Annotated in this window: 17 protein-coding genes and 1 pseudogene; 5 read left to right on the top strand and 13 right to left on the bottom strand. The window is 69.0% G+C overall.

The features are described 5' to 3' along the window. Window positions 1-44: 44 nt before the first annotated feature. Together ACFU5M_RS23335 and ACFU5M_RS23330 are read left to right on the top strand one after the other, a co-directional pair. Window positions 45-776, top strand: a pseudogene (locus tag ACFU5M_RS23335) (3-oxoacyl-ACP reductase); the annotation flags it as partial. A gap of 555 nt (window positions 777-1,331) precedes the next feature. Then, the gene (locus ACFU5M_RS23330; RefSeq protein WP_379052587.1) at window positions 1,332-2,615 is read left to right on the top strand and encodes an MFS transporter; all 1,284 of its coding nucleotides are present in this window, start codon (window positions 1,332-1,334) and stop codon (window positions 2,613-2,615) included. A 302-nt stretch (window positions 2,616-2,917) separates the two neighbouring features. On the opposite strand, the gene ACFU5M_RS23325 is transcribed toward ACFU5M_RS23330, so the two are convergent. Together ACFU5M_RS23325 and ACFU5M_RS23320 are read right to left on the bottom strand one after the other, a co-directional pair. Then, window positions 2,918-3,289, bottom strand: a complete 372-nt coding sequence (locus ACFU5M_RS23325; protein WP_379052584.1) for a hypothetical protein — start codon at window positions 3,287-3,289, stop codon at window positions 2,918-2,920. Window positions 3,290-3,374: 85 nt separating this feature from the next. Further along, on the bottom strand, window positions 3,375-3,944 hold the full coding sequence (locus ACFU5M_RS23320) for a TetR/AcrR family transcriptional regulator (RefSeq protein WP_379052583.1): 570 nt from the start codon (window positions 3,942-3,944) through the stop codon (window positions 3,375-3,377). Between the two features lie 98 nt (window positions 3,945-4,042). Here ACFU5M_RS23320 and ACFU5M_RS23315 point away from each other — a divergent pair, with 98 nt between their 5' ends. Further along, complete coding sequence (locus tag ACFU5M_RS23315) at window positions 4,043-4,480, top strand: hypothetical protein (RefSeq protein WP_379052582.1); 438 nt, start codon at window positions 4,043-4,045, stop codon at window positions 4,478-4,480. A 66-nt stretch (window positions 4,481-4,546) separates the two neighbouring features. Here ACFU5M_RS23315 and ACFU5M_RS23310 read toward each other — a convergent pair whose 3' ends face one another. Genes ACFU5M_RS23310 through ACFU5M_RS23280 form a run of 7 tightly spaced genes read right to left on the bottom strand, consistent with a single transcriptional unit; the run spans window position 4,547 to window position 17,701 of the window. Continuing rightward, window positions 4,547-5,350, bottom strand: a complete 804-nt coding sequence (locus ACFU5M_RS23310) for an SDR family oxidoreductase (protein ID WP_379052580.1) — start codon at window positions 5,348-5,350, stop codon at window positions 4,547-4,549. A gap of 11 nt (window positions 5,351-5,361) precedes the next feature. Next, on the bottom strand, window positions 5,362-6,324 hold the full coding sequence (locus ACFU5M_RS23305) for a DUF1702 family protein (protein ID WP_379052579.1): 963 nt from the start codon (window positions 6,322-6,324) through the stop codon (window positions 5,362-5,364). A gap of 53 nt (window positions 6,325-6,377) precedes the next feature. Then, window positions 6,378-6,725, bottom strand: coding sequence for a flavin reductase family protein (locus ACFU5M_RS23300; protein ID WP_379052578.1), 348 nt, complete (start codon window positions 6,723-6,725; stop codon window positions 6,378-6,380). Further along, a complete protein-coding gene (locus tag ACFU5M_RS23295) occupies window positions 6,722-7,942 on the bottom strand; it encodes an enediyne biosynthesis protein (RefSeq protein ID WP_379052576.1) in 1,221 nt (406 codons plus the stop codon). Before ACFU5M_RS23295 ends, ACFU5M_RS23300 begins: the two co-directional genes overlap by 4 nt. Continuing rightward, a complete protein-coding gene (locus ACFU5M_RS23290) occupies window positions 7,939-9,951 on the bottom strand; it encodes a CRTAC1 family protein (RefSeq protein ID WP_379052575.1) in 2,013 nt (670 codons plus the stop codon). The genes ACFU5M_RS23295 and ACFU5M_RS23290 overlap by 4 nt, the downstream gene beginning before the upstream one ends. Continuing rightward, the gene (locus tag ACFU5M_RS23285) at window positions 9,948-11,378 is read right to left on the bottom strand and encodes an aminotransferase class I/II-fold pyridoxal phosphate-dependent enzyme (RefSeq protein ID WP_379052574.1); all 1,431 of its coding nucleotides are present in this window, start codon (window positions 11,376-11,378) and stop codon (window positions 9,948-9,950) included. The genes ACFU5M_RS23290 and ACFU5M_RS23285 overlap by 4 nt, the downstream gene beginning before the upstream one ends. Then, window positions 11,375-17,701, bottom strand: a complete 6,327-nt coding sequence (locus ACFU5M_RS23280) for an SDR family NAD(P)-dependent oxidoreductase (RefSeq protein ID WP_379052572.1) — start codon at window positions 17,699-17,701, stop codon at window positions 11,375-11,377. The genes ACFU5M_RS23285 and ACFU5M_RS23280 overlap by 4 nt, the downstream gene beginning before the upstream one ends. 153 nt (window positions 17,702-17,854) lie before the next feature. Here ACFU5M_RS23280 and ACFU5M_RS23275 point away from each other — a divergent pair, with 153 nt between their 5' ends. Then, a complete protein-coding gene (locus ACFU5M_RS23275; protein ID WP_379052571.1) occupies window positions 17,855-18,703 on the top strand; it encodes an ester cyclase in 849 nt (282 codons plus the stop codon). Window positions 18,704-18,726: 23 nt separating this feature from the next. Here the strand turns inward: ACFU5M_RS23275 and ACFU5M_RS23270 are convergent, their stop codons facing one another. Next, window positions 18,727-19,455: a TetR/AcrR family transcriptional regulator gene (locus ACFU5M_RS23270; protein ID WP_379052570.1), complete on the bottom strand. Its 729-nt coding sequence runs from the start codon at window positions 19,453-19,455 to the stop codon at window positions 18,727-18,729. A 788-nt stretch (window positions 19,456-20,243) separates the two neighbouring features. Between ACFU5M_RS23270 and ACFU5M_RS23265 the strand changes: the two genes are divergently transcribed. Next, window positions 20,244-21,341, top strand: coding sequence for an MAB_1171c family putative transporter (locus ACFU5M_RS23265; RefSeq protein WP_379052569.1), 1,098 nt, complete (start codon window positions 20,244-20,246; stop codon window positions 21,339-21,341). Window positions 21,342-21,363: 22 nt separating this feature from the next. On the opposite strand, the gene ACFU5M_RS23260 is transcribed toward ACFU5M_RS23265, so the two are convergent. The 3 genes from ACFU5M_RS23260 to ACFU5M_RS23250 all read right to left on the bottom strand — a co-directional run bounded on the left by ACFU5M_RS23260 (window position 21,364) and on the right by ACFU5M_RS23250 (window position 23,145). Next, window positions 21,364-21,765 (bottom strand): PaaI family thioesterase, encoded by a 402-nt coding sequence (locus tag ACFU5M_RS23260; RefSeq protein ID WP_379052567.1) that lies wholly within the window; start codon window positions 21,763-21,765, stop codon window positions 21,364-21,366. Window positions 21,766-21,959: 194 nt separating this feature from the next. Next, complete coding sequence (locus tag ACFU5M_RS23255) at window positions 21,960-22,709, bottom strand: SDR family oxidoreductase (protein ID WP_379052565.1); 750 nt, start codon at window positions 22,707-22,709, stop codon at window positions 21,960-21,962. Window positions 22,710-22,773: 64 nt separating this feature from the next. Then, window positions 22,774-23,145, bottom strand: coding sequence for a hypothetical protein (locus ACFU5M_RS23250; protein ID WP_379052564.1), 372 nt, complete (start codon window positions 23,143-23,145; stop codon window positions 22,774-22,776). Window positions 23,146-23,364 lie beyond the last annotated feature (219 nt).

Genomic DNA, 23,364 nt, shown 5'->3' with positions numbered 1-23,364 from the left:
CACCACAAACCATGCACCGAATACATCATCCACACACCTAAAACACCCTCGGCTCGAGCGGTATCGGTCAGGCCACTTTCAGACGCAACGCGGCGGAACGGGCGAAGGTCGTGGTCGCGGATATCGACACCGGGACCGGTGCGGCGGCCGCCGACGAGGTCGGCGGCCGGTACGTCCAAGTGGACGTCACCGAGGAGGCCCAGGTCGAGGCGCTGTTCCAGACCGCGGTGGACACTTACGGCGGGTTGGACATCGCGTTCAACAACGCGGGCATCTCCCCGCCGGAGGACGACTCGATCCTGACCACCGGCATCGACGCGTGGCGGCGCGTCCAGGAGGTCAATCTGACTTCCGTGTATCTGTGCAGCAAGTACGCCATCGGGCACATGCTCGAGCGCGGTAAAGGCTCGGTGATCAACACCGCGTCCTTCGTCGCGGTGATGGGCGCGGCGACCTCGCAGATCTCCTACACCGCCTCCAAGGGCGGCGTACTGGCGATGAGCCGGGAACTCGGCGTGCAGTTCGCCCGCAACGGCATTCGGGTGAACGCCCTGTGCCCCGGCCCGGTGAACACGCCCCTGCTCCAGGAACTGTTCGCCAAGGATCCCGAGCGCGCCGCGCGGCGTCTGGTGCACGTGCCGCTCGGCCGGTTCGCCGAACCCGAGGAGATCGCCGCCGCCGTCGCCTTCCTCGCCAGCGACGATTCCTCCTTCATCACCGCGTCGCAGTTCCTCGTCGACGGCGGCATCGCGGGCGCGTACGTGACGCCGCTGTAGTTCGGGGCGCTGTTTCGGCGCCAACAATCGAGATCGGCCCGCGCCGTGCCGCCTCGCATACGCTGCTGCGGCGGGGGTGTGGACGACGGCGAATCTTCCGGGGCCGGTGCCGTTGGCTCTCGTGCTGGATTTCGCGTTCGGAGCCATGCGGTACCGGCTGTTGAGTCGTCACGCTCCGGTCGGCGGTGCCCTGGCACGTGAAGTCACGGCCGGCATCGCCGCCATGCTGGGACGGGCATGATCACCGGTGAGCGACCGGCGGTCGGTGCCCCGGCCGCGGATACACACTGATTGGCGGTCGTGAATGCGAGTCACTGTGACCGGCATCACTATTGGTTGGATAGTTGCAGGTCAGAGTGACCTTTTCCTCGCGTTCTAGGATCCGGGACTGTTTGCGGGGGGCTGATCCTGGGTATCGGTTTGTTTCGTGCCACACCTCCGGTCCAGCCCGAGGTGGAACGAACCGAGGTCCGTGGACGGACTGGAGAGGACGTGCACGTGACCGACCGAACATCGCAGAGTTTCCCGCTGCGGCGTTCCGTGGCGGCCTCCGCCATGGGCAACGCGACGGAATGGTTCGACTACGGCGTCTACGCCGCCACCGCGACGTACCTGACCGATGCCTTCTTCCCCGGGGAACTCGGCACGCTCGGCACCATGCTCGGCTTCGCGATCTCGTTCGTCCTGCGGCCGCTCGGCGGCATGGTGTGGGGACCGCTCGGTGACCGGATCGGCCGCAAAGCCGTGCTGGCCACCACGATCCTGCTCATGGCCGCCGCCACCGGCGCCATCGGCGTACTGCCCACCCACGCGTCCGTCGGTGTGCTGGCCCCGGTCCTGCTCATCCTGCTTCGGGTGGTGCAGGGCTTCTCGACCGGTGGCGAATACGGCGGCGCGGCAACCTACCTCGCCGAGTGTGCGTCCGACCGCAAACGCGGTTTCCTCGGCAGCTTCCTGGAGTTCGGCACCCTCGCAGGCTTCGTCGGCGGTTCCGCGACCGTGCTTGCCTGCCAGCTCGCCCTCGGTTCGGACACCATGCACGAGTGGGGCTGGCGCATCCCGTTCCTGATCGCCATCCCGCTCGGCCTGACCGGCTGGTACCTGCGGGCCAAGCTGGACGAGAGCCCGGTGTTCACCGAGGTCGCCGAGCACAAGCGTCCGCCCGGCGGCCTGCGCGAAGTGCTCACCACCTACCGGCGCGAGACCCTCACGCTGGCCGGACTGGTGGTCGCGCTGAACGTGGTGAACTACACGCTGCTCACCTACCAGCCCACCTATCTACAGAAAACCATCGGTATGGGGGAGTCGGCCACCACCGCGATGATGCTGGTCGGGCAGTTGGTGATGATGGTGGTGCTGCCATTCTTCGGCAGGATGTCCGACAGTGTCGGGCGCCGCCCGATGTGGTTGTTCTCCCTGGTGGGTCTCGCCGTGCTGGCAGTGCCGATGTACTGGCTGATGGGGCAGGGCACCGCGTGGGCGATCATCGGATTCATCGTGCTCGGCCTGTTGTACGTGCCGCAGCTGTCCACCATCAGCTCCACCTTCCCCGCGATCTTCCCGACCCACGTCCGGTACGCGGGCTTCGCGTTGGCCTACAACGTCTCCACCGCGGCCTTCGGTGGCACTGCCCCGCTGATCAACGAGGCCGTCATCGAGGCCACCGGCTGGACGCTGTTCCCCGCCCTCTACATGGTCGGCGCGTCTCTCATCGGCCTGGTCGCCTGGAACTACCTGCGCGAAACCGCGGGCACCTCGCTGCGCGGCACCGAGGTCCCCGACGCGGGCGAACCCGCCCCGAACCCGAACCCGGACCTCCCTGCCCAGCCCGCATTCTGAACCGCGGCGGTCCCGCCACCCTCGACAGAGAGACCCACTTCGTCCTGTGCGGAGGGGGATCGGTCGCGGGCGTCGTCTACGGCGTGGCGGACCAGACGGATGCCGAGGCCGTGTACGCGTGCACAGCGTTGTCGAGGGATAGGCCGGTGATGAAGGCGGTGCGGCCTGCCGCTGTTTCGACGCGATAGGCGCTGTCCTCGGCGACCGGCAGTGTCTCGGCGCCCTGGGTGGCGATCTGGTCCGAGCACTGTTGGCGGGTGGGTTGGGCCGAGGTCGTCCATAGGGCGATCGGGACCGCCCGGTCACGCGGAGGGTGGCTCGTCGTCGTCCTCCGGCCAGCCGTCCTCGATCACCAGGCGACCGTCTCGCAGCGCGGCCGCGTACTGCTCGGCCACCAGGTCGGCCGGGTAGGTCGGCCAGTAGGAGACCGCGCCGGTGGACTTGTCGATGACGCAGACCGAACCACCGACGATCACCGGCGGGCTGTCCGGATCGGCCTGCGGTGGGCGGGGGAAGGTGGCGACGGCGACGAAGCAGATGTCGAATTCGGTCAGGTGGTAGGTGATTGCGCGATCGGCATAGTCGCCGTTGGCCAAGTGGTCCTCGGCGATCCGGTGTGCTTCGGTCGGGTCCACCGGTGTGGTCGCCTCGGTCGGGTAGGCGTGGATGTCCATGTGTCGATGGCAGCTGGGGGTGGCCGCCCGCTCCTTCCGGGTCTCTGGATAGCACGGTGGCGGCTGGGCGCAAGCCGGTTTCCGGTCAGTCGAACCGGATGGTGGACAACATCTTGCGGGCCAGGGCCTCCGGGTCGGAATCGGCGGCCAGTGATGAATTATGCAGTGCCCCTTCGCGCCACAGCGAAGCGAAGCCGTGCACCAGGGACCAGGCGGCGAGTTGGGTCGCCTGCTGCCGGTCGCGACTGTGGCCCGGCTGGATGTCCGAGACGCCGGCGCGCAGCGCCAGCGCGGAACGTTCGCGCGCGGAGCGCAGAGCCGCGTCCTCCGCGTGCAAGAGGCTGTGCCGGAACATCACGTCGAAGTGTCCGGGGTGCTCGCGCGCGAAGCGAATGTATGCCACCGCGACCTCGCGGAAGTCCTCGCCCGCTCGCGCGAGCTGTTCGGCCAGCAGCTCGAAACCCTCGGTGGCCAAGGCGGTGAGCAGTCCGGCTCGATCGCCGAAGTGGTGGGCGGGCGCGGCGTGCGAGACGCCCGCGTGCCGGGCCAGGTTGCGCAGCGAGAGCGCGTCGACGCCGTCGGCGGCGATTCGCTCGGCGGCCGCGGTCAGCAGCGCCGAGCGGAGATCTCCGTGGTGGTAGCCGTCCTTCGCCATGCCTCGATGGTGACCGATCATCTAGACGTTGACAAGTTTGCGGCGGCGAGCTTAATCTTTCCACTGTCAAGATTTGCTCTCGATGCACAGGAGACCCGATGGCCCCGCTGGTTGTCCTCGTCGCCGTCACCGCACTCGCCCGGCTCATCGGCTGGCTGACCGGCAACGGCCTGCTCGATGCGTGGGCGTACGCGACAGCACTCGGCCTGGCCGCGATGCTCGCCCTCACGGCGAGCGCGCACTTCCTCCAGCCGCGCCGCGACGCCCTGATCGCCATGGTGCCGCCGCGGCTGCCGAACGCGCCCGCGCTGGTGACGCTGACCGGCGTGCTGGAATTGGCGGGCGCGGTCGGCGTGCTGATCCCGGCCACCGCCGCCCTGGCCGCGGCGTGCCTGATCGCACTGTTGGTGGCGCTGTTCCCGGCGAACGTCCGCGCCGCCCGCGCCGAACTGGGCATCAAGACCATGCCGCTGCCGCTGCGGGGTCTGGTTCAGCTGCTCTTCATCGCGGCCTGCGTGGTCGTCATCGTCGGGTGATACGCGAAAGGCCCGCTCGCGCATCACTATCCGATGTGCGGGCGGGCCTTTCGCGTGGTCGGGTGTTCAGTTGCCGCGTAGCGCCTTCTCGATGGTGCGGCGCATGAACGGTCGCGCCAGATCCTCGGGCAGATTCGCCCAGGCCAGGAAGAACCGCGTCAGAGGGTCGAGGGCGATGTGGTGGTGTCCGCGTTCGACTCCCCGCACCGCGGCCTCGGCGACCCGTCGCGCCGACATCGGCTCGATCGACCCGGTGATCGCCTTGGTCTCCACCGGCTTTCGCTGGTTCTCCATCGCCAGCCCCGGCGTGTCGGTATCGGCCGGATAGATCACCGTGACGTCCACGCCCTTCGGCTCGACCTCGTAGCGCAGGCACAACGCCAGCTGCCGGATACTCGCCTTGGTGGGTCCATAACCGGTGTAACCGGTGATCCCGAGAAACGCCGAAGTCGAGCTGACCAGCAGGATCTTCCCGCCGCCCCGCTGCACCATGCCCGGCAGCACCCGGCGCACCGCGTGCACCGCGCCGAGATAGTTCGCCGACATCTGCGTCTCGAACTCGTCGGCGTCCACTTCGAGGAACCGTCCGGGCAGCGTGAGTCCCGCGCAGCAGGCGATGACATCGCACGGCCCATTGCGCTGCTCCAATTCCGCGATGGCGGAGGCGAGTTGATCCGGGCGGGTCACGTCCGCGGTGGCCCGGTCCGCACCCAATCGTTTCGCGGTGTCGCGCAGCGGAATCTTCCGGCGCGCGATGAGCGAGACCTGCGCGCCACGCCGCGCGAAGACCTCCGCCACCGCGGCGCCGATCCCTTCCGATCCGCCGGTGACGATGACGTGCTTGCCGGCCCAGTCCCTGACCCGTGCCATCGCGGTGACCCTCAGGCCCGGCTCGCCGTGACGATGTCGGCGATCCGATCCCGCCACAACAGATAGGTGCCGGAGGTGCCGTCGTCGGGGAGGTCGTCGAGCGAACTCTCGATCAGCGCATCGGTCTTCGCGACGCTGGTCCCGCAGAAGACCTGCGCGGCTGCCTCGCTGTGCTCGTTGACGCTGTTGGTCTGCTGCCTGATGCGCGCGACCATGGCCGAGCCGAGCGACAGCTGTGGCCGGAACTGTCCGGCCACGTCCCAGAGTTCCTCCATGGCAGTGGGTTCCACGCCGCCTGCGAAGGTGACGGCGATGCCGACGCCGCTCCACAGATCGGCGTGCCGTTCGGGCGCGAATTCGCCGATCAGCCGTACGACACCGGCCGGACTGCCGCCGCCGATGAACCACAGCGCACGGCCCATGCCCTGATCCGCGATGCGCTTCAGGTTGTCCCGGTCACCGAGCCAGCCGGGGTAGCGGGTCTCGACGTGCTTGTCCCGCACGTAGCGCTGCATCTGGAAGAACGCCTTGTAGAACCCGTACCCGTCGATGGCAAGCCAGCGGAACAGCGGGTGCTGCGGGAACAGTTTCTTCCACCGGAGCTTCGGGATCTTCGCCATGGCGAGGCCGACACCCACATACATGGTCAGGGCGTAGTCACTGGCCGGGCCGTCGATCAGTTCGGCGGCGCGCCGGCCCGGCGAGAGCGAGTCGACGGCGGTGAGGCCGACCGCGGCGCCCTCGTAAGCGAACCCGCGATACTTCGGCGGCACCTGGAGCAGCGCGGCGATCAGCTCGTCGTTGTCCGAGCTGCGGACCGCGGAGTCGATACCGCCGACCAGGTGCATCGTCACCTGCTCGAGTTCGAGCGCGGTGTGCTGGTCGGGCTGCTCGAATCCGCTGAGCACCCTGCGGACACCGGCGGGACTGGGGACGAAGAGGGCCGCGCGCAGCGGACCCAACGGCGAGGGCATGGGGTTCTCCAATCGTCGGAGGAATCTTGGGCATCGTTGTGGAGATCGCATTTTTAAGCCCGCGGCCGCGTTCGCCGGCATCGGCGCCGCGGTGTGCGGGCCGGGCAACCACTCGACCCGGTCGGATTGCGCGCTGCCGTCGGGCGCGCGGAGTCGGCGAAGTATCGGGCCACCGGCTCCTGGTGTGCAGGCAGCACCGAAACGGCGATCGCGCCCGCCTCGTGGATCGCCCGGTGTGGGCGTGCGGTGTGGGCGACGTACACCAGGATCAGCGGGGGATCCAGCGAGACGGACGTGAACGCGTCGGCGGTCATGCCGTGCGGCCGTGGCCACCCGGTGGTGACCACGGTGGCACCGATGGTGGAAACGCCGAGCCCGCACAGCTCGGCGCTGTCGATCATGAGCGGGCAGCCTCCTTCGCGGGCTCGGGTTCACGTGCGATGTCGGCCTCCAGGTCGTCGGCCACCACGGGCTGCTCCGCCGCGCCGGGCGTCGCGCCGCGTTGCCCCCACCACTCGGCGATGCCGCGCACCCACCAGTAGACGCCGCGCGCGCCGCAGACGATGACCAGCGCGATGAACAGGCCGTAGGAGATGTGCAGCGCGGTGACCACGCCGTACATGATGCCGACCGAGCCACCGAACATGATCTGCTGCTTCTTGCCCGACGGCGTGGTACCCGGATCGGTGACCATGTAATTGGTGAACAGCACGAACGCCAGACCGGTCATCACGCTCAGACCGCCCAGGATCGAGACGTTCGGTTCGACGAGCCCGCGCACGATGGCCTGCAGCGCGAACGCGCTCACCCACGCCATGATCAGCGGCATCTTCAGCGTCAGTTTGGCGTTGAGCATGGTGCCGGTCATCAGCAGGCCGAGCACGATGAGCGCGTCCGCCGGGCCGGTGATGTATTCGGTGAAGTGGTACGGCGGCGCCACCGCGATCATCGGGAACACCAGGAAGCACACCACGACCCCGAAGTTCGACGGGTTCATGAAATGGCGCATCTTGCCGTTGATCTTGGCGCGCAAAACCCATTTCGTGCCGACCGCGACCACGATGCCGAAGACGACCGGCCACAGCTTGTCGTGCGCGAAGGTCAGGAAGTTGAACGCCAGGCCGGTGATGTGCGCGGGCAGCAGGAACTCGAACAACCCACGCGGCCCACGGCCCCGGAAGGCGGGCGGTCGCTTGTACGCCCACGCCGCGAGGACTTCCAGCCCGATCTCGGTGGAGTACGCGGTGGCCAGCGCGATGAACGGCCAGAGGAACGGCTGCTCGAAGCCCAGCAGCGGGAATCCGATCAGGTTGAAGATCGTGATCGAGATGGCGAAGTTGCGCAACGCCAGGTAGCGCGTGTCTTTCGTCGCGGCGGGCTTCTCCACCCATTCCTTGGCGAACTCGGTGCCCGAGCGCTGCACGGCCGAGATGCGTTCGGCTGCCGTAACGCTGGTTCCGTTGCCGTTACCCGCCGTGGCGGCCGGATCGTTCTCCGGGGCCACGCCGTTGCCCTCGGGCCCGCCGTCGGCGGCGCTGCCGTCGGCCGCCTGGGTTTCGTGATGGCCGTTGGACGCGGCTTTCGCCTCGCCCGGATCGGTGTTGTCGTTGTCGCTCATCGCTGCTTGACCTCCTGCGCGTTCGAGGCGAGGTTCACGGTGTGCCAGCCCGGCGCGAGCTGGAGGGTTTCTTCGTGCGGGGTGCCGTTGGTCTCCCGCCAGCGGAGCACGACGTTCAGCGGGGCGGCCGGGTCGATGTCGCCGAGGCCGATGTGCACCTCGGTGGCCCGCTTCCCGGTGTGCCCGCTGCCGCCGTCGAGGTGGCCGATGAACAACCGACCGTCCGGCGTGCGGACCTCGACCTGGGCGTCCACCGCGGGAACGCCCTGCGTGGGAAGACCGGCGATGGTGTTCGTGGTCGCCGTGCCCTCCCAGGCCTGCTTGAACAGCTTCAGACCGAGGAACTGGCCGTTGTTTGCCTTGTTGTTGTGGTAGAAGGTCGGATCACCCCACTGGCGCGCGACGGCGAAGCTCAGCGCGCCGTTGCCGGAGGTGTCGCCCACGGCGATACCGCGCGAGGGGACGGGGGTGTCCATCCCGAGGGCATGGGTGAGGTTGGCGAATTTGCCGTCGTCACCGCGACTGAAGAAGCCCACCGGATCGCTGCCTGCCAGATCGGCGTCCTCGGTGATGACCGGCCAGGACCACGGGTACTTGGTCAGGTTGTCGTTCATGGTGCCGAGTTCCTGGATCTGCGGCCACCGGTTGGTGTCGCCCTTGATCATGCCGGTGGCCTGGACCACTTCGTTGCGGCCGTCGTTGTCGAAGTCGTCGATCTTGGCGTCCCACCCCCAGGTCTCCCAGGCCAGTCCGACGTCCGTCGCGCGGTTCTTGAACGGCGCTGTGCCGTCGGCCAGTTGACGCGCCGCGTCGGCGGTGTCCTCGGCGGTGTTGTAGAACGCGAAGTGGCCCTCCATCAGCGCGAAGCGCACGGCGATGTTGCTGACGAACAGGTCCGGCATGCCGTCGCCGTTCAGATCGCCGAAGTCCGCGGCCATGCCCTTGTCCGAATCATGGCCCAGCACATACGACTTCGGCTCGGTGATGCCGCGCTCGCCTTCGGCGAAACCGAAGCGGATCCGCCCCGGCGTGGACCGGTTGACGAACAGGCGGTCGCGCCCGAAGTCGTTGGCCACGTACAGCTCCGGCAGCTGATCGCCGTTGAGGTCGGACGCGGCGGCAGCCAGCGCCCAGCCGGTGTCCATCCCGATCGGGAACGGGTTGGCCACCTCGCGGTAGTCGGCGGTCGGTTCGTCGCCCGACTTCGCGGAGGCCAGGGTGAAGATCCGGTCCTTGCCGCCGTTGCGCGCATTGGACAGCGAGTCGGTCATCCACAGCCCGAGCTGACCCTCCTTGGAGAGCACGTCCATGTCGTTGAAGTACTGGCCCAGGTAGATATCCGGCTTGCCGTCGCCGTCGAAATCGGAGACCGACACCGCCGCGGTGATCCAGCGCTCGCCCTCGTAGTGCCCGTCCGGAGTATTCGGGGAGGGAACGATGTCGATCGGGCGGAACGCTCTGGCGTCCAAGCGGGTCGCGTTGGCGCGCTGCAGGTACAGGATGGGCGTACGGCCGTAGTAGGACACCAGCGCGTCCAGCCTGCCGTCACCGTTGAAGTCGCCGGGAATGCAGCCCGACGGGACGGTGGAGGAGTCGGCGGGCAGTGGCTTCGGATCGAGCACGAACGGTTCGTACCGGCCGGTGTTGCTGTCCGGCGTCGGCGTGATGAAGGCGGTATCGGAGCGAGGGTCGACCACGCACAGGTCGTCGGCCAGCCGGTTGCCGTCGAAGTCGTTCATCGCGATCGCCGCGCCGACCGAGGAGATCCAGGCCGACAGGTGCTTGTACGGCTCCCGCAACTCGCGGATCTTGCGGTCGGTCGGCAGCCCCTTGGGCAGCGCGATCGGCATCGCGGTGAAATCGAACTTGCTCGCGATCGGCCCGCCCGCCTCGTCGTAGGTGGGCAGCAGCGCCGACCGCGCGGGAATGAACAGCGAGCCCATCAGCAGCAGGGCCACCCCGGGGACCACCGCTTTTCGGAGGAGGGATCGGTTGAGGGGAATTTTCACGAGTGCTGCTCCTCATGGGCGAGAGTGAATTGCTGTCCCGCGGTGTCCGCGAGTCCGTCGAGCACCTCGCGCAGCGTGGCCAGCGCTTGGTCCATGTGCTGCTCGGTGTGCCTGCAGTTGATGAAGAACCGCAACCTGGCCTCCCCGGCCGGGACCACCGGATGGGTGATGGCGTTCACGCTGAAGCCGCGTTGCAGCATGGCGAGCGCCGCCAGCACGGCGGGTTCGTCGGCGCCGGTCATGACGGGGATGATCGGCGAATCCTCCGACGTGCCGATGTCGAAGCCGTATTCCTTCGCGCGGCGGTGGAAGTACTCGCTGTTGTGCCGCAGCCGCGTCACGCGTTCCGGCTCGTCGCGCAGTACCTCGAGCCCGGCCAGCGCGGCGCCGATGGCCGAGGGGGCAGGCGCGGCGGTGTACATGCTCAAGCCACCCGCGACGTATTTGAATCCGTCGACCAGTTCCCGGTTGCCCGCGAGGTAACCGCCCACGCTGCCGAGCGCCTTGGACAGGGTGCCCATCCAGACGTCCACGGCGTCGCCGGCCAGGTCGAACAACTCGCGCACGCCGTGCCCGGTGGCGCCGAGCGTGCCGAACGAGTGCGCTTCGTCGATCATGATCGAGCAGTCGTAGCGCCGGGCCACCTCGATGATCTCGGGCAACCGGACCACGTCGCCGTCCATGCTGTAGAGGCCCTCGATGATCACCATGGCCCGGTCGAAGCTGCGCCGCGACATCTTGAGGATCGTCTCGAGCGACTCGGGATCGTTGTGCCGGAAGGAGACGCGCTTGCAGCGCGACCACTCGGTGCCGGAGACCACGCTGTGGTGGATCAGGGCGTCGCAGACCGCGAGATCGCGTTTGCCGAGCAGGAATCCGACCGCGGCGGCATTGGTGAGGTAACCGCTCGCGGTCACCAGGGCCGCCTCGGTGTCGTAGACGCGGGCGATCTCGGCTTCCAGTTCGCGATAGATCGGCAGTTCGCCCGCCACGATCCGGACCGCGGCGGCGGAGGTGCCGTACTGATCGATCGCGTCCTTGGCGGCGTGGCGCACCCGCGGGTCGGCGGCCAGGTCCAGGTAGCCGAAGCTGCTGAAGTTCACCACATCTCGGTCGGCCATCCTGGTCACCGCACCGCTGAGGCCCTCGTGCGGCAAGTAATACGGGTTGATCAGACCGACCTGCTCGACCCACGCGTCGAACCGCCCGAACCGCTGCCCCGCCTCCAGCACGCCGGGATGGTCACGGAAGGACGTGTGGGCGACCCCGCGCGGCACGCTGTTGCCCTTGGCGGTGGTCGCGGTGACTGTGGCGGACCCGTTCGCGGTCCGCGCGCCGTTGGTCGTGGCCGGGGCGGCGGTCGTCTCGCCGCTCGCGTGCCTGGCCAGCATCGCGCGGGCCAGCTCCCTCGGGTTGTTGTCGGTCATTCGTCCTCGCTCCTCGCCGCGCGCTCTTCTTCCTGGGCTATCTGCTCGGCGATTCGCGCGCCGAGCCCGCGCAACGTCAGACCGATCACGGCGAGAACCGACAGCTGGGTGCCGAGTACCTGCACCACGCGGGCGCCGAACTCCATGCCCATCAACGAGTCCATGCCGAGTTCGGGCAGTGGGGTGTTGAGGTCCACCGTCTCGGCGTCGACGCCGAGCACCGCGGCGAGCTGTTCGGCGAGCAGGTAGGCCACCACCTCGCCGCGCTGCTCGAGACCCAGCTGGAGGATCTCCGCCCGCAGCGCGCCCGCGCCCGCCGCGCCGCCGCCCGCCGCCGCCACCTGCTCGGCGAAACGCGGTGTGCGGGTGGACGGGCGGTGCGCCAGCGCCCACTGACTCCAGTCCACGTCGAACAGCACGATCTGCGGCAGGTCCAGCCGCAGACACTCGCCGAGCAGGTCGGTGGCCACGTCCATGTCCACCGAGCGGTAACCGGTCATCTCCGCATACCGGCTGACCGCCTCGTAGTCGGCCATGCCGCCACCACCGCTCATGAAGCCCCAGTTCACCGCCAGCGCGGCGGCGCCACGGGCGCGGCGGACGGCGGCGATCATGTCGAGCACGGAATTGGCCGCCGCGTAACCGAATTGCGGCGAAATGCCGACGATGCTGCTGGCCGAGGAGAACAGCACGAACATGTCGAGTTCGATGTCGGCGGCGGTGATCGCGGTGTCCAGGTTGATCGCGCCCGCGACCTTGGGCCCGAAGATCTCCGCCAGCGACTCGGCGGTGATCTGCGGGACCTCGAGGTTGTTCACCACACCGGCCGCGTGGAACACCCCGCGCAGCGGATGCCCGCTCGCCTGAATGCGCTCGACCAGTGCGGCGACGGCGTCGTAATCGGACATGTCGAGGCGTTCCTCGATGACCTCCGCTCCGGCGGCGGTCAATTCGGCGATCGCGGCGCGGGCCGCGTCCGTGGTGGCGCCGCTGCGCCCGGCCAGCACCAGGCGCCGCGCACCGATCCGGACCAGCCAGCGCGCGGTGGCCAGGCCGAACGCGCCGAAGCCGCCGGTGACCAGGTAGCCGGCCTGCGAGTCGATCGGCAGACTCGGCCGTTTGACCAGGACGGTCGGTTCCGGTTCGCGCAGATCCAGCACGACCCGGCCGATCTGCTTGGACCGGACCACGGTCTCGAACGCCTCGGTGGTCGATGCGAGCGGGAACGCGGTATAGGGCAGGTAGTCGTAGGTGCCCCCGTTCAGGGCGTCCATCGCCCGGCGTGCCGCGCGGCGGACCAGCTCGGGGCGCGCGGCCAGGGCGCGGTCCATGTCCACGGCGAAGAACGACAGGTTCCGGTCGAACGGGCGCAGATCGATCGCGCCGCCGCCGTAGATGTCGGCCTTGCCGATCTCGATGACCCGGCCGAACTCGGCGGCCACCCGCAAGTTCTGCTGGAGGATCTCGCCGGGGGAGGAGTTGTAGACCACATCGGCGCCGCGTCCGCCGGTCAGCGCGAGCACGTCGTCGACGAAGCTGACCGACCGCGAGTTGACCACCTCGTGCGCACCCGCCGCCGCGGCCACAGCGCGGCGTTCGTCCGAGCCGGCCGTCGCGATCACCCGCGCGCCGAGGCGCACCGCCACCTGCACCGCGGCCATGCCCATGCCGCCTGCCGCACCGTGCACCAGCACCGTCTCGCCCGGTCGCACATGAGCGAGGTCGCCGAAGGCGAATTCGGCGGTGAGGAAGGGCAGTACCGAGCTGGAGTGGCACGGGTCGAGCACCGAATCCGGGTAGTCGAGGGGCATGGTGGCGCCCTCGTCCGGCCGGAGGGTGACGTGCCGCCGGACCAGATCTCGCGCGCACACCGACATCTGGTCACCGACGGCGACCTCGGTCACCCCGGGGCCGACCCGCTCGACCACGCCGAACCCGTCCATCCCCAGTTCGGTGCCGAAATATGTTCCGGCCAGCTCTTTCTCGGTGAGTACGCCGAGCGCCTTGAGCGCGTCCTTGTAGTTGAGGCCCACCGCGTCCATCCGGATCTCGACTTCGCCGGGGCCCGGCGCCACGCGGTCGACCGCGCGCCAGGCCAGATCCGACAGCAATCGTGAGCGCGATATCTCGAGGCGGAACGAACTTTCCGGGTCGGTCAGCGGCGCGGCCTCGTCCCAGGCCGCCAGCTGCTCGCGCAGGGATCTGCGCAGGTGCAGCGCCCAGCACGCGCCCGCGCGCAACGCGACCTCGTCGGCTCGTCCGTCGCCGAGCACCTGCTCGATGATGTCGGCGGCGCGCGTGGCAGGTTCGGTGTCCACCAGCCGCCAGTGCACCGCGGGTTGCTCGTTGCGCAGCGTGCGCCTGGCGCCGGTGAGCGCGGCTTGCGCGGGGTGCGCGAAGGCGTCGATCGGCAGGCAGAACGCCTGTTCGGTGACCACCACCGCGCGCACCTCGGCCGCCGTGGCATCGTCCTGCTCGCCGACCACCAGTTCGCCGACCGCCTTGGCGACGAGGGCGAGTCCGTAGGCATTGGGCACCGCGTCCAGTTCGGCGCCGGACACCACGACGAGCCGGCCGCGCGTCATGCCGGGCCGCTCGTGGGCGGCGCGCAGGGCGGCGAGGACACGATCCGAGGCACCCGCCTCCTCCGGTTCCAGGGTGAGGATCTCCGAGGAGGCGCGCGCGCCGGCGATCTCCTTCGCGCGCTGGGAGACGGTGCTGCCCAGGCTGACCACGAGCAGGAACTCGTCGCCGCCCACGAATTCGTCGGCGGCCGTGGTGTCGTCGACGATGGACCACACCGGCTCGTAGAACAGGCCGTCGAGCTGCTCGTGCAGATCCGGCTCGGCCGCGAGGCGGGCGAAACGCACACCCGAAAGTGTCAGTGCCACAGCACCTTCCGGTGTAGCAATGGTGATGTCGGCGCACAGCGGCTCGCCGTCCACCCGGCGGACCAGCACGACGGCTCGCTCGGGCAGCGGCCCGGTCCAGCGGACCCCGGCGACCGAGGACGGCACCACCACGCTCGCGCCGCGCGCGGTCTGGGCGTACAGGGCGGCGAAGCATTGCAGCGCGGCGTCGACCGCGGCGGGATGGGCCAGGTGCGGCAGGCTCGGCGCGCTACCGGTCAGCGGCGTGAGATCGAGCCGGGCCAGCACGGAGTCGGCACCGACGCGGGCGCCGGTGATCAGCCGGAAACTCGGCCCGTAGGCCAAACCGTGTGCGGCGAGGCCGTCGTACAGCGTCGCCGCGCTCACCTGCACCGCGTCCGCCGCCGGGGTGAGGTCGACGGTGCGCGCGTCGACGTCCGCTTCGACCAGCCTGCCGTGCGCGTTGACCGTCCAGGTGGTCGCGGTGGCGGCGCGCGAGCGCAGGGTGAACCGGTGGGTGGTCTCCTCGACCGTGAGACGCAGTACCGGCACGTCGTGCCTGCCGATGATCAGGGGCGCGACGAACTGGACCGACTCCAGCCCGAAGGCGGTGCGACCGGTCCGTACCGCGACAGCGCTGAGCGCGGCGTCCAGATAGGCCGCACCCGGCAGCACCACCGACCCGTCCACGACGTGATCGGGCAGCCACGGCAGCGCGGCCACCGACAGTTCGACTTCCCATTCCGGCGCGGAAGCCGCGGTGCGCTGGCCGAGCATGATGTAGCCGTCCACGGCGCCCATGCGGTCCGCCTCGATCGCCGGGTCCTCGGACCACAGCGTGCGGCGCTGCCACGGGTAGCGGGGCAGGTCCAGGTGCGCGGCGGGCGTCTCCGCCGCGCCGGGCGCGTGCGTGGTGTCCAGCCCGCCCACCTGGTACAGCTCGCCCACCGCGCGCAGCAGGTTGTCGTGGTCGTCGGCGTCGCGCGACAGGGTGCTGATCGCCGCGCCGTCGAGGCCGCGGCGCACGAACGCCTCTCTGATATTGCCGCTGAGCACCGGGTGCGGCCCCACCTCGAGGAAGACCCGGTGGCCCGCGTCGAGCAGGCTGTCCACGGCCGCGCCGAACCGTACGGGCTCGCGCACGTTGCGGCACCAGTACTCGGCGTCCCAGTCGGGCCCGGACAGTTCGCGACCGGTGACGGTGGACCAGATCTGCACCTGCGCGGGTCGCGGCGCGAGCCCGGCCAGCGCCGTGGTGAGATCGCCGAGAATGGGGTCCATCAGGTGGCTGTGGTAGGGCACTTCGACGCGCAGCGCCTTGGCGAAGACGCCTTCTTCGGTGAGTTCGGCTCGGATACGGTCCAATTCGGCCAGGCCGCCGGACAACGTCGCCGCGGAGTGGCTGTTGATCGCCGCGACGCATACGCCCGGCACGCCCGCGAGGCGCTCGCGCATCTGCTCGTCGGACAGTCCGACGGCGAGCATGCCGCCGGTGCCCGCGGTGGTGGCCTGCAACCGGGCGCGGTGATAGCTCACCAGCAGCGCGTCGCGCAGCGACAGCGAGCCGGACGCGTAGGCCGAGGCGACTTCGCCGACGCTGTGGCCGACCACCGCGGCGGGGTGGATGCCGAGTTCGGCGAGTTCGGCCACCAGCGCGGCCTGGACCAGGAAGTTCGCCGGTTGCGCGTACGCGGTCCCGGTGATCCGCGAATCCGCTTCGGGGCGCGAGAGTTCCTCGAGGATCGACCATCCCGCGATCTCGCGGAAGACCTCGTCGATCGCCCGCGCCGCGGCGGCGAAATGCCCGTCGGCGTCGAGCAGGCCGCGGGCCATGCCCCACCACTGCGGGCCCATGCCGCTGAACACGAACACCGGACGGGTGGATCCGTCGGTGAGCGCGCGAGCGGGTGACTTGCCCGCGCCCACGGCGAAATCGGCCAGTTGGGAACGCAGTTCGCCGGTGTCGCGGTAGGCGAACGCGGCGCGCAGCGGATGGTGCGCGCGCCGCGTCCACGCCGCCTCGGTCATCGCGTCGACGGGAGCCGTCTCGGTGAGGCCGTGCAGCTGAGTGGCCATCGTGCGCAACGCGGTCTCGTTGCGGGCCGACAGCGGCAGCACGGTGATCGGCCCGCGCGCGGACTCGTCGGCGGGCGCGAGCGCTTCGGGCGCGCGGGTGAGGATCGCATGGGCGTTGGTGCCGCCGTAACCGAAGCTGTTGACCGCCACCGCGGCCCGGCCGTCGTCGTTCGGCAGCGGCTCGGTCTCCAGCGGGATGCGTACTCGCAGTTCGTCGAACTTTATCTCGGGATTCGGGTTGTCCAGCCGCAGTTGCGGTGCGATGACGCCGTGGTGCAACGTCAGCGCGGCCTTGATCACGCCCGCGACGCCCGCGGCGGCCTCGGTGTGCCCGATGTTGTTCTTCACCGAGCCGACCGGCAGCGGTTCGTCGCGGCCGTCGACCGCGCCGTACACCGCGCCCAGAGCGGCCAATTCGAGCGGGTCGCCGACCGGTGTGCCGGTGCCGTGCGCCTCCACATAGCGGATGTCGTGCGCGTCGATGCCCGCCAGCCTGCGCACCCGCCGGGCCAGTGCCTCCTGCGCGACGGGGTTGGGCACCGGGATGGCCAGCGTGCGGCCGTCCTGGTTGACCCCGCTGCCGCGCACCACCGCGTAGATCCGGTCGCGATCGCGGACCGCCGCTCCCAGTGGTTTGAGCACCACGGCGCCCGCGCCCTCGCCGCGGCCGTAGCCGTCGGCCGCCGCGTCGAAGGACTTGCAGCGGCCGTCGACCGCCAGGAACCGGCCTTTGCACATGGAGATGAACGCCTCGGGCCGCAGCATCGCGTTGGCACCGCCGACGATCGCCGACTCGCATTCACCCGACTCCAGCGCGAGCACCGCTTGGTGCAGCGCGACCAGGGAGGAGGAGCAGGCGGTGTCGATGGTCATGGTCGGCCCGAGCAGATCCAGCAGAAACGCGATGCGGGCCGACAGCAGCGTGTGCGAGGAACTGGTCGGGCTGTGGCTGTTGATCGAGGCCCGCGACACCGAGCCGCTGCGCACCAGCGCGTTGTCGTTCATGAAGCCGCCGACGAACACGCCGACTTCACGACCGCTGACCCGGCCCGCCATCCCCGCGTCGTCGAGCGCCTCCCAGGCGACCTCGAGCAGGAGCCGCTGCTGCGGGTCCATGATCGAGGCCTCGCGCTGGGAGATGCCGAAGAACTCGGCGTCGAACTCCCACAGCGACTGGGTCAGGAATCCGCCGTGCCTGGTGTACATCCGGCCCGGCGCATCCGGGTCCGGGTCGTAGAATTTCGCGAGGTTCCAGCGGTCCGACGGTACCTCCACGATCCCGTCGCCCTTGCGCACGACGAGATCCCAGAACGAGTCCGGCCCCTCGATGCCGCCCGGAAAACGACAGCCGATACCGACAATTGCTACATCGCGCATGGAAAATCCCCTGGTGCTCAGGTATTCGAATCACAGGCGTTTTCACGTCGGCGTCGTCGAATCAGCGTGGAGACAACCGGAATCGCGACGCCGGTAAACCTGTTCGGCCACGATCGTCGCCCGGAGGTGAAGTGGTTCTGCGGTAGGAGGTCAGTGTCCACCCATGGTAGGAGGACCGATTCGCGGAGGTCAACAAGGAATCGCGTGGGTGCCGGCGAAAAGCATTGCGCGGTAGATAATGACGACTCCACCATCAATGCAGTTCAGGGCGGGTATGACGATATTATTCTGCTGTTATTACACAGTTATAGACCGCTCGACTCGATCGAATTACGCCGTTATTCCTATACTATTCCTTTATATTCGGCACCGGATTGCCCGAAGATGTTGAGCACGGGCTCGATTCGTGGCTACCATGGCTCGTCGAATACGCACCGGCGAAAGGCGATGGGCGTGGATCCGTACAACACCGGGCAGTTCCGTATCGAAGCGGAGGCCGAACCCGTCGAAAGCCCGGCGTGGTTGCTCGAGTTCACCGAGCGATACATTGCCGGGTGGAACCGCGGGGACGGTGCGGCGGTCGCGAAATGCGTTACCGAGGACACCATCTGGCACGACCCCTCGCTGGACGCGCCCGCACACGGGCGGGCGGGTGTGCGGAAGTTCGTCACCGACACGGTGCGCTCGTTCCCGGACGTCGCGTATACGAACCCGTTTCCGCCGGCGCTCGCCGCGGACAACCGGATCGCCCTGGTGCCGTGGCGGATGACCGGCACCCATCTCGGCCCGATCGACCCGCCCGGTTTCGGCCCGACCGGCAAGCGAATCGACCTGCTGGTGATCGACGTGTGGCAGTTCCGCTCCGGGCTGATCTGGCGCAGCCAGGCCACCTGGGACCTGACCGAGATGCTGCTGCAATTGGGTCTGATGCCGCCGCGCGGAAGCGCCGCCGAGCGCGCGATGGCACGCGCCCAGCGGTTCCGGTCCCGGCTTCCGTTCTGACCGGTACCCCCGCTACGCGGAGTTCAGTCGCCGAACCGATCGGCGAAGCGCTCCACCGCGAGCAGGGCCGAGGCGCCGACGGTCTCCAGTTCGGCGCCCATGCCGACGAGAAGATTCACGATCGCGGGCACCAGTACTTCGAGTAAGCCGTCGTCGCCCAGGTGGCCGGCCATCTCCAGCTGCACGAAGCCGAACAGTCCCATCCACAGCTGCGCCGCGGCCGAACGGACGTCCGGAGTGTCGATCAGTCCCGCGTCCTGAGCGCGCCGCACCGCGCCGACGACGTGGTCGAAGGTCTCCGCGTAGTGCTCGAACTCCGAATCGTGCCCGGCCACGAGCACATTGCCGCGGTTGATCTTCATGTCGATGCGCGTGCCGGTGCCGTACATCAGCTGGAACAGCTCCGGCCTGCGCTGGGCCTCGTCCCGGAACACCAGGCCGAGCACGAGCAGATCGGTGATCGGCTCCTCGCTCACTCCGGCCGCGTTCATCCGCTCGGCCAGCTGGGCGAAGCCGGCGGAGCCCGCCGCGCGGATCAGCCCGGGCATGCCGCCGAAGTTGGAATACACCGCCATCGTGGAGACGCCGCACATGCGCGACACGCGGCGGACGGTGAGTGCGTGCAGACCCTCGGTCGACACCACCTCGACGGTCGCGTCGATCAGGCGATCGCGCAGCGCGGTGTTCATCGTGTCCGTCCCGGCGGCCGGGCGCACGGCTAGTTCAGTTGTTCCGGCAGTCTGCTTGCTCATCGCTTCCGTTTCCCCGCACGGTCACGCCGTGACGCATAGATCCGCTGGTGCGCTGTCGTCGGGAAGGCGGTGCCGCCGCTCGACCGATAACGCCCCGGCGGCGGTCACCGCGAGGGCTGCCGGTCCGGCAGCCGTGGATCGCGGCCGGGATGGTCGGCCGTGTCTCGGCAGTGCCGCGGGGGCGATGTCGATTTCGATCGATGCACCATCGATTCGCTCGGTCCGGAAAGCTGATCGTGGTTCATCGCGCACAGATATCTCCGTTCTTGCCGCACGAACGGGTGGGCAGAGCATGAGGGGGAGCCGCGTTCGCGGGCTACGAAGAGCAGGCGCACCCGCCGGGAGGTGCGTGTCGGAGGTGAGTGTCGTCACCGAAACTCTATGTGATACACCGTAACGTCCACAGGAGAACCGCTAAATGTTCTGCGCGGTCTCTGCATTGGCTTCGAAGCGCGCGGCTGTGGCATCCGACGCACGAGGGGGCGAAGTTTTGGCTGCGGTCACAAACGCGCTCTGTTTCCATCCGGCGTGCGCGGGATGTCGCAAAGCGGACAAATAAGACGCACCTTCCCCGGGTGGATGTGTGGATCGCGTATTCGCCGAGATCGGCCTCGAATGTGTTGATGCGGCTGATCGGTGGGCGCGTGGGTGATTCCGGACGGCGAAATCGCCGGCGAGGGAATGACGCACCTCGATGGCCTGCTCCTGCCGATCTCGATCCGCGCGGTCAGGAACGGACGGCAACGGTATCGTTCGCCGGGGACAGTTTCGTGTGGGGGAGGTCGCCGATGTCGTCATCGATTTCGGGATTCGTCGCGTGGCCGGTCATCGGCTTCGTCGCCGCCGTTCTGGCGGGCCGGGTGTCGCTCTTACGCGACACGACCGTCGATCAATTGGTGAACCGGCTGTTCCTGTGGGGTCTGCTGAGTCTGCTGCTCTATCGCTGCACCATGACGCCCGGCATGGCGAGCCTCGCGCATCAGCTCGCGCTCGGCTGCACGGTGATGTCATCGATGTGTCTGCAAGGGATCGTCCGGATCTGGGCCTTCGACGCGGACCCGGTCGCGGTCTGGCGCAGGCATCGCGTCTGCTGCCTGATCGCCGCCGGATGCGTCGCGGTGATCCTGCTGGCGGGCACGTCGGCGCGGCACGAGGGACGGTTGGTCGAGTTGAAGGGAGATGTCGAGGGCCTCGTGGTGTGGGGCGCGTTCTGCCTTCCGCTGCTGGTGAACACCTCGCTGCTGTCCAGGATGTGCCTGCGAGAGCTGCGGTCCGGCGGGATCGGCCCGGCGGGGAAACTGGTCTCCGGTGCCATAGGTTGGGCCGCAATGCTTTTCGGTGTCAACCTGGCTCTGTCGATGGTGCAGGCGATCACCGGATGGCAGGGCGGGGGTATGCATCTGATCAGGGTCGAAGCCACGGTCACCCTGTGCCTGGCGCTCGACGCGACGGTTGTCGCCATTCCGCTGGTGCGGATGCTGCTGTCCGCGGCCGGACTCGACCGGGCCGCGCGAGCGTGCCGCAGGCTGCACCCCCTGTGGCGGGATCTCACTGCCGCCGTTCCCGAGATCGTGCTGCGGCCCGACGTCGGCGACCGGGCCGACGCGCCGACTCGTCTCGTGCGGATGACCGTGGAGATCCAGGACGCGTTGCTGCATCTGCGTCGCTTTGCCCCGGAACCCGTCCCGGCGGCCGGCTCCGGGTGCCCGATCACGGAGTACGCCCACCAAGTGGCGTGTGCGACGCGCGCCAGGCAGGCCGGGTGGGCGCCGGCCGGATCCAGCACGGCCCAATTACCCGTGCCCGCGGCGGATTTCGACACCGAACTGCGGCAACTGCTCGATCTCGCGCGGGTGTGGCCCGCGGTCCGCGCGACGACCGGGTGAGCGGGTCACGCGCGGTCGGTGGCTAGAGCACCGCTTGGGTCTGGGTGACCTTCGCGACCAGCTTGTCCGCGTCGTCCCGGATCACCGTCTCGACCACGATGAACGAGCGTCCGGCATGCAGCGGCGTCGACGACGCGACGGCATGCCCGGAGCGGACCGCGCGCAGGAAATTCGTCTTCGATTCCACCGTGGTGGTGCCCTGCTTGCCTTCCGGCAGGTTCAGGAACGCGCAGACCGCGCCGGTGGCGTCGGCGAGCGACATCAGCACCCCGCCGTGCAGCACGCCGCCGAGCGTGCACAGCGATTCGTTCCAGGCCAGGCGGCTGCGGACCAGCTCGGGCCCGTGGGCGAGCACCTCGACGCCGAGGCGTTCGGTGAACGGCATGGTCTGGTGGAACAGCTCGGTGCCCGTCGCGTCGATCATGGCCGTGATCTTGCCCGCCGCCGGTCGTGGAGTCTATTACCTCGCGGGTAATCGCAGCCCCACCCCGGTGCCGATGGAGACCCGCACGTCGGTTCGAAGTCGGTCGGCACGGGGGAACGCGGCGGTGGGCGGCATTCCGTGATGGCCGTATCGAGGTCAGGCGGGTCACGCAGGTCGGGTCCGCGACGGGTGGGTCAGCTCAGCCGCGCCACCATGGCGTCGGGCAGGTGGGGGAGCGCGAGATCGATCAGCCGCCACGGCCACCCGGGCACACAGGCCCGGCGTTGCTCCTTCTCGATGGCGGCCACCATTGCCGCGACGCCCTTGTCCAGGGGCGCCACCATCCGTGCGTCGCCCGCTCCGGCCGCCATGTCGGTGGCGATGAAACCCGGCAGCAGCGTGGTCACGGCGATCGGTGACCGGGCCAATTCGGTGGCCAGGGCCGCACCGAGCGTGGCGAGTCCGGCCTTGCTCGCCGAGTAGGCCGCTTTCTTGCCGGGAAGCCCGCGCACCGCGCTCATCGAGGCGACGAGCACCAGATGTCCGGCCTGCTGCGCGCGGAAGATCTCCAGCGCCGCCTCCGCCTGCGCCAGCGCGCTGACGAAATTCGTCGTCGCCGTCGCGAGATTCGCGTCGGCCCGTCCGCTGCCGACCAGCGCTCCCTTGCCGATCCCGGCGTTGACGATCACGCGGTCCAGGCCACCGAGTTCGTCGCGCAGTTCGCCGAAGACGACCGGCACCGCGGCGTGGTCATCCACGTCGAGGGCGCGCACCGCGACCGTGACTCCAGGGTGTGCCGCCACCAACTCGTCGCGCAGCGTGGTGAGTGCGTCCAGCCTGCGGGCGCACAGCGCGAGATCGCGGCCCCTGCCCGCGAAGTCGCGCGCCATGGCGGCCCCGAGGCCCGCGCTCGCGCCGGTGATCAGAATCCTGTTCCGCGTCATGCGGCCGACCCTAGCCGCTGTCGAAGGCGAGTCGATATGCCGCCGACCGGATGTGCCGCCCGGCTCAGCCGCCGAACGAGCCGGTCGGTGGTCGTGTCGACAGCAACCGCCAGGGGCCGCAGTTCTCGGTCTTGAACCCGACGTCGGTCGGTTCGATCTCCACCCGGACCGGACCGAGCCGGGTGTAATTGTTCGCGATGATGTACTGCATGTTCGTGTTGTCGCCCTCGACTTTCCACAGCCTGCGCCAATCGCAGGCGTAGGCCGGGTTCGGGGTACCGGGCGCCTCCCAGATTCCGGGCACGATGTCGACGCCGACCGAGTAGACGCCGTCGTGCGAAATGGTGTTCGCGGGCTCGGCCGCCGCCGTCCCCGTGGCGAGCAGAGTCACCGCGCAGCTCATGGCTCCCGCGAAGAGGAGTGCGCTTGGACGCATACCGGTTCTCCTTGACTTGTACTACCGCCGCGTCCACGGTCGTGGTGCTTCCGCCGGCGCGGCCGACCCGAGATCCCCGCATCTCCGCGGCAAGGAATACCAGAACCGACCGAGTGGTGTGCCCGGAATCCGGGAATTCGCACCGGATGCCGTCTCCGGGCTCGGCCCGCAGGCCCGACGGCGCGAACACGTCGAGTCCGATACGCTTCGCCGACGGAA

Origin of the sequence: Nocardia sp. NPDC057455 (assembly GCF_042802775.1) — a bacterium.
Classification (GTDB): domain Bacteria; phylum Actinomycetota; class Actinomycetes; order Mycobacteriales; family Mycobacteriaceae; genus Nocardia.
Note: the sequence above shows the minus strand (reverse complement) of the source record. Positions and strands in the feature narration are given on the sequence as shown.

Coding starts and splice junctions, on each gene's coding strand:
- ACFU5M_RS23330 (WP_379052587.1), top strand. CDS start 1,332: ATGGGCAACGCGACGGAATGGTTCGACTACGGCGTCTACGCCGCCACC.
- ACFU5M_RS23325 (WP_379052584.1), bottom strand. CDS start 3,289: ATGGACATCCACGCCTACCCGACCGAGGCGACCACACCGGTGGACCCG.
- ACFU5M_RS23320 (WP_379052583.1), bottom strand. CDS start 3,944: ATGGCGAAGGACGGCTACCACCACGGAGATCTCCGCTCGGCGCTGCTG.
- ACFU5M_RS23315 (WP_379052582.1), top strand. CDS start 4,043: ATGGCCCCGCTGGTTGTCCTCGTCGCCGTCACCGCACTCGCCCGGCTC.
- ACFU5M_RS23310 (WP_379052580.1), bottom strand. CDS start 5,350: ATGGCACGGGTCAGGGACTGGGCCGGCAAGCACGTCATCGTCACCGGC.
- ACFU5M_RS23305 (WP_379052579.1), bottom strand. CDS start 6,324: ATGCCCTCGCCGTTGGGTCCGCTGCGCGCGGCCCTCTTCGTCCCCAGT.
- ACFU5M_RS23300 (WP_379052578.1), bottom strand. CDS start 6,725: ATGATCGACAGCGCCGAGCTGTGCGGGCTCGGCGTTTCCACCATCGGT.
- ACFU5M_RS23295 (WP_379052576.1), bottom strand. CDS start 7,942: ATGAGCGACAACGACAACACCGATCCGGGCGAGGCGAAAGCCGCGTCC.
- ACFU5M_RS23285 (WP_379052574.1), bottom strand. CDS start 11,378: ATGACCGACAACAACCCGAGGGAGCTGGCCCGCGCGATGCTGGCCAGG.
- ACFU5M_RS23280 (WP_379052572.1), bottom strand. CDS start 17,701: ATGCGCGATGTAGCAATTGTCGGTATCGGCTGTCGTTTTCCGGGCGGC.
- ACFU5M_RS23270 (WP_379052570.1), bottom strand. CDS start 19,455: ATGAGCAAGCAGACTGCCGGAACAACTGAACTAGCCGTGCGCCCGGCC.
- ACFU5M_RS23265 (WP_379052569.1), top strand. CDS start 20,244: ATGTCGTCATCGATTTCGGGATTCGTCGCGTGGCCGGTCATCGGCTTC.
- ACFU5M_RS23260 (WP_379052567.1), bottom strand. CDS start 21,765: ATGATCGACGCGACGGGCACCGAGCTGTTCCACCAGACCATGCCGTTC.
- ACFU5M_RS23255 (WP_379052565.1), bottom strand. CDS start 22,709: ATGACGCGGAACAGGATTCTGATCACCGGCGCGAGCGCGGGCCTCGGG.
- ACFU5M_RS23250 (WP_379052564.1), bottom strand. CDS start 23,145: ATGCGTCCAAGCGCACTCCTCTTCGCGGGAGCCATGAGCTGCGCGGTG.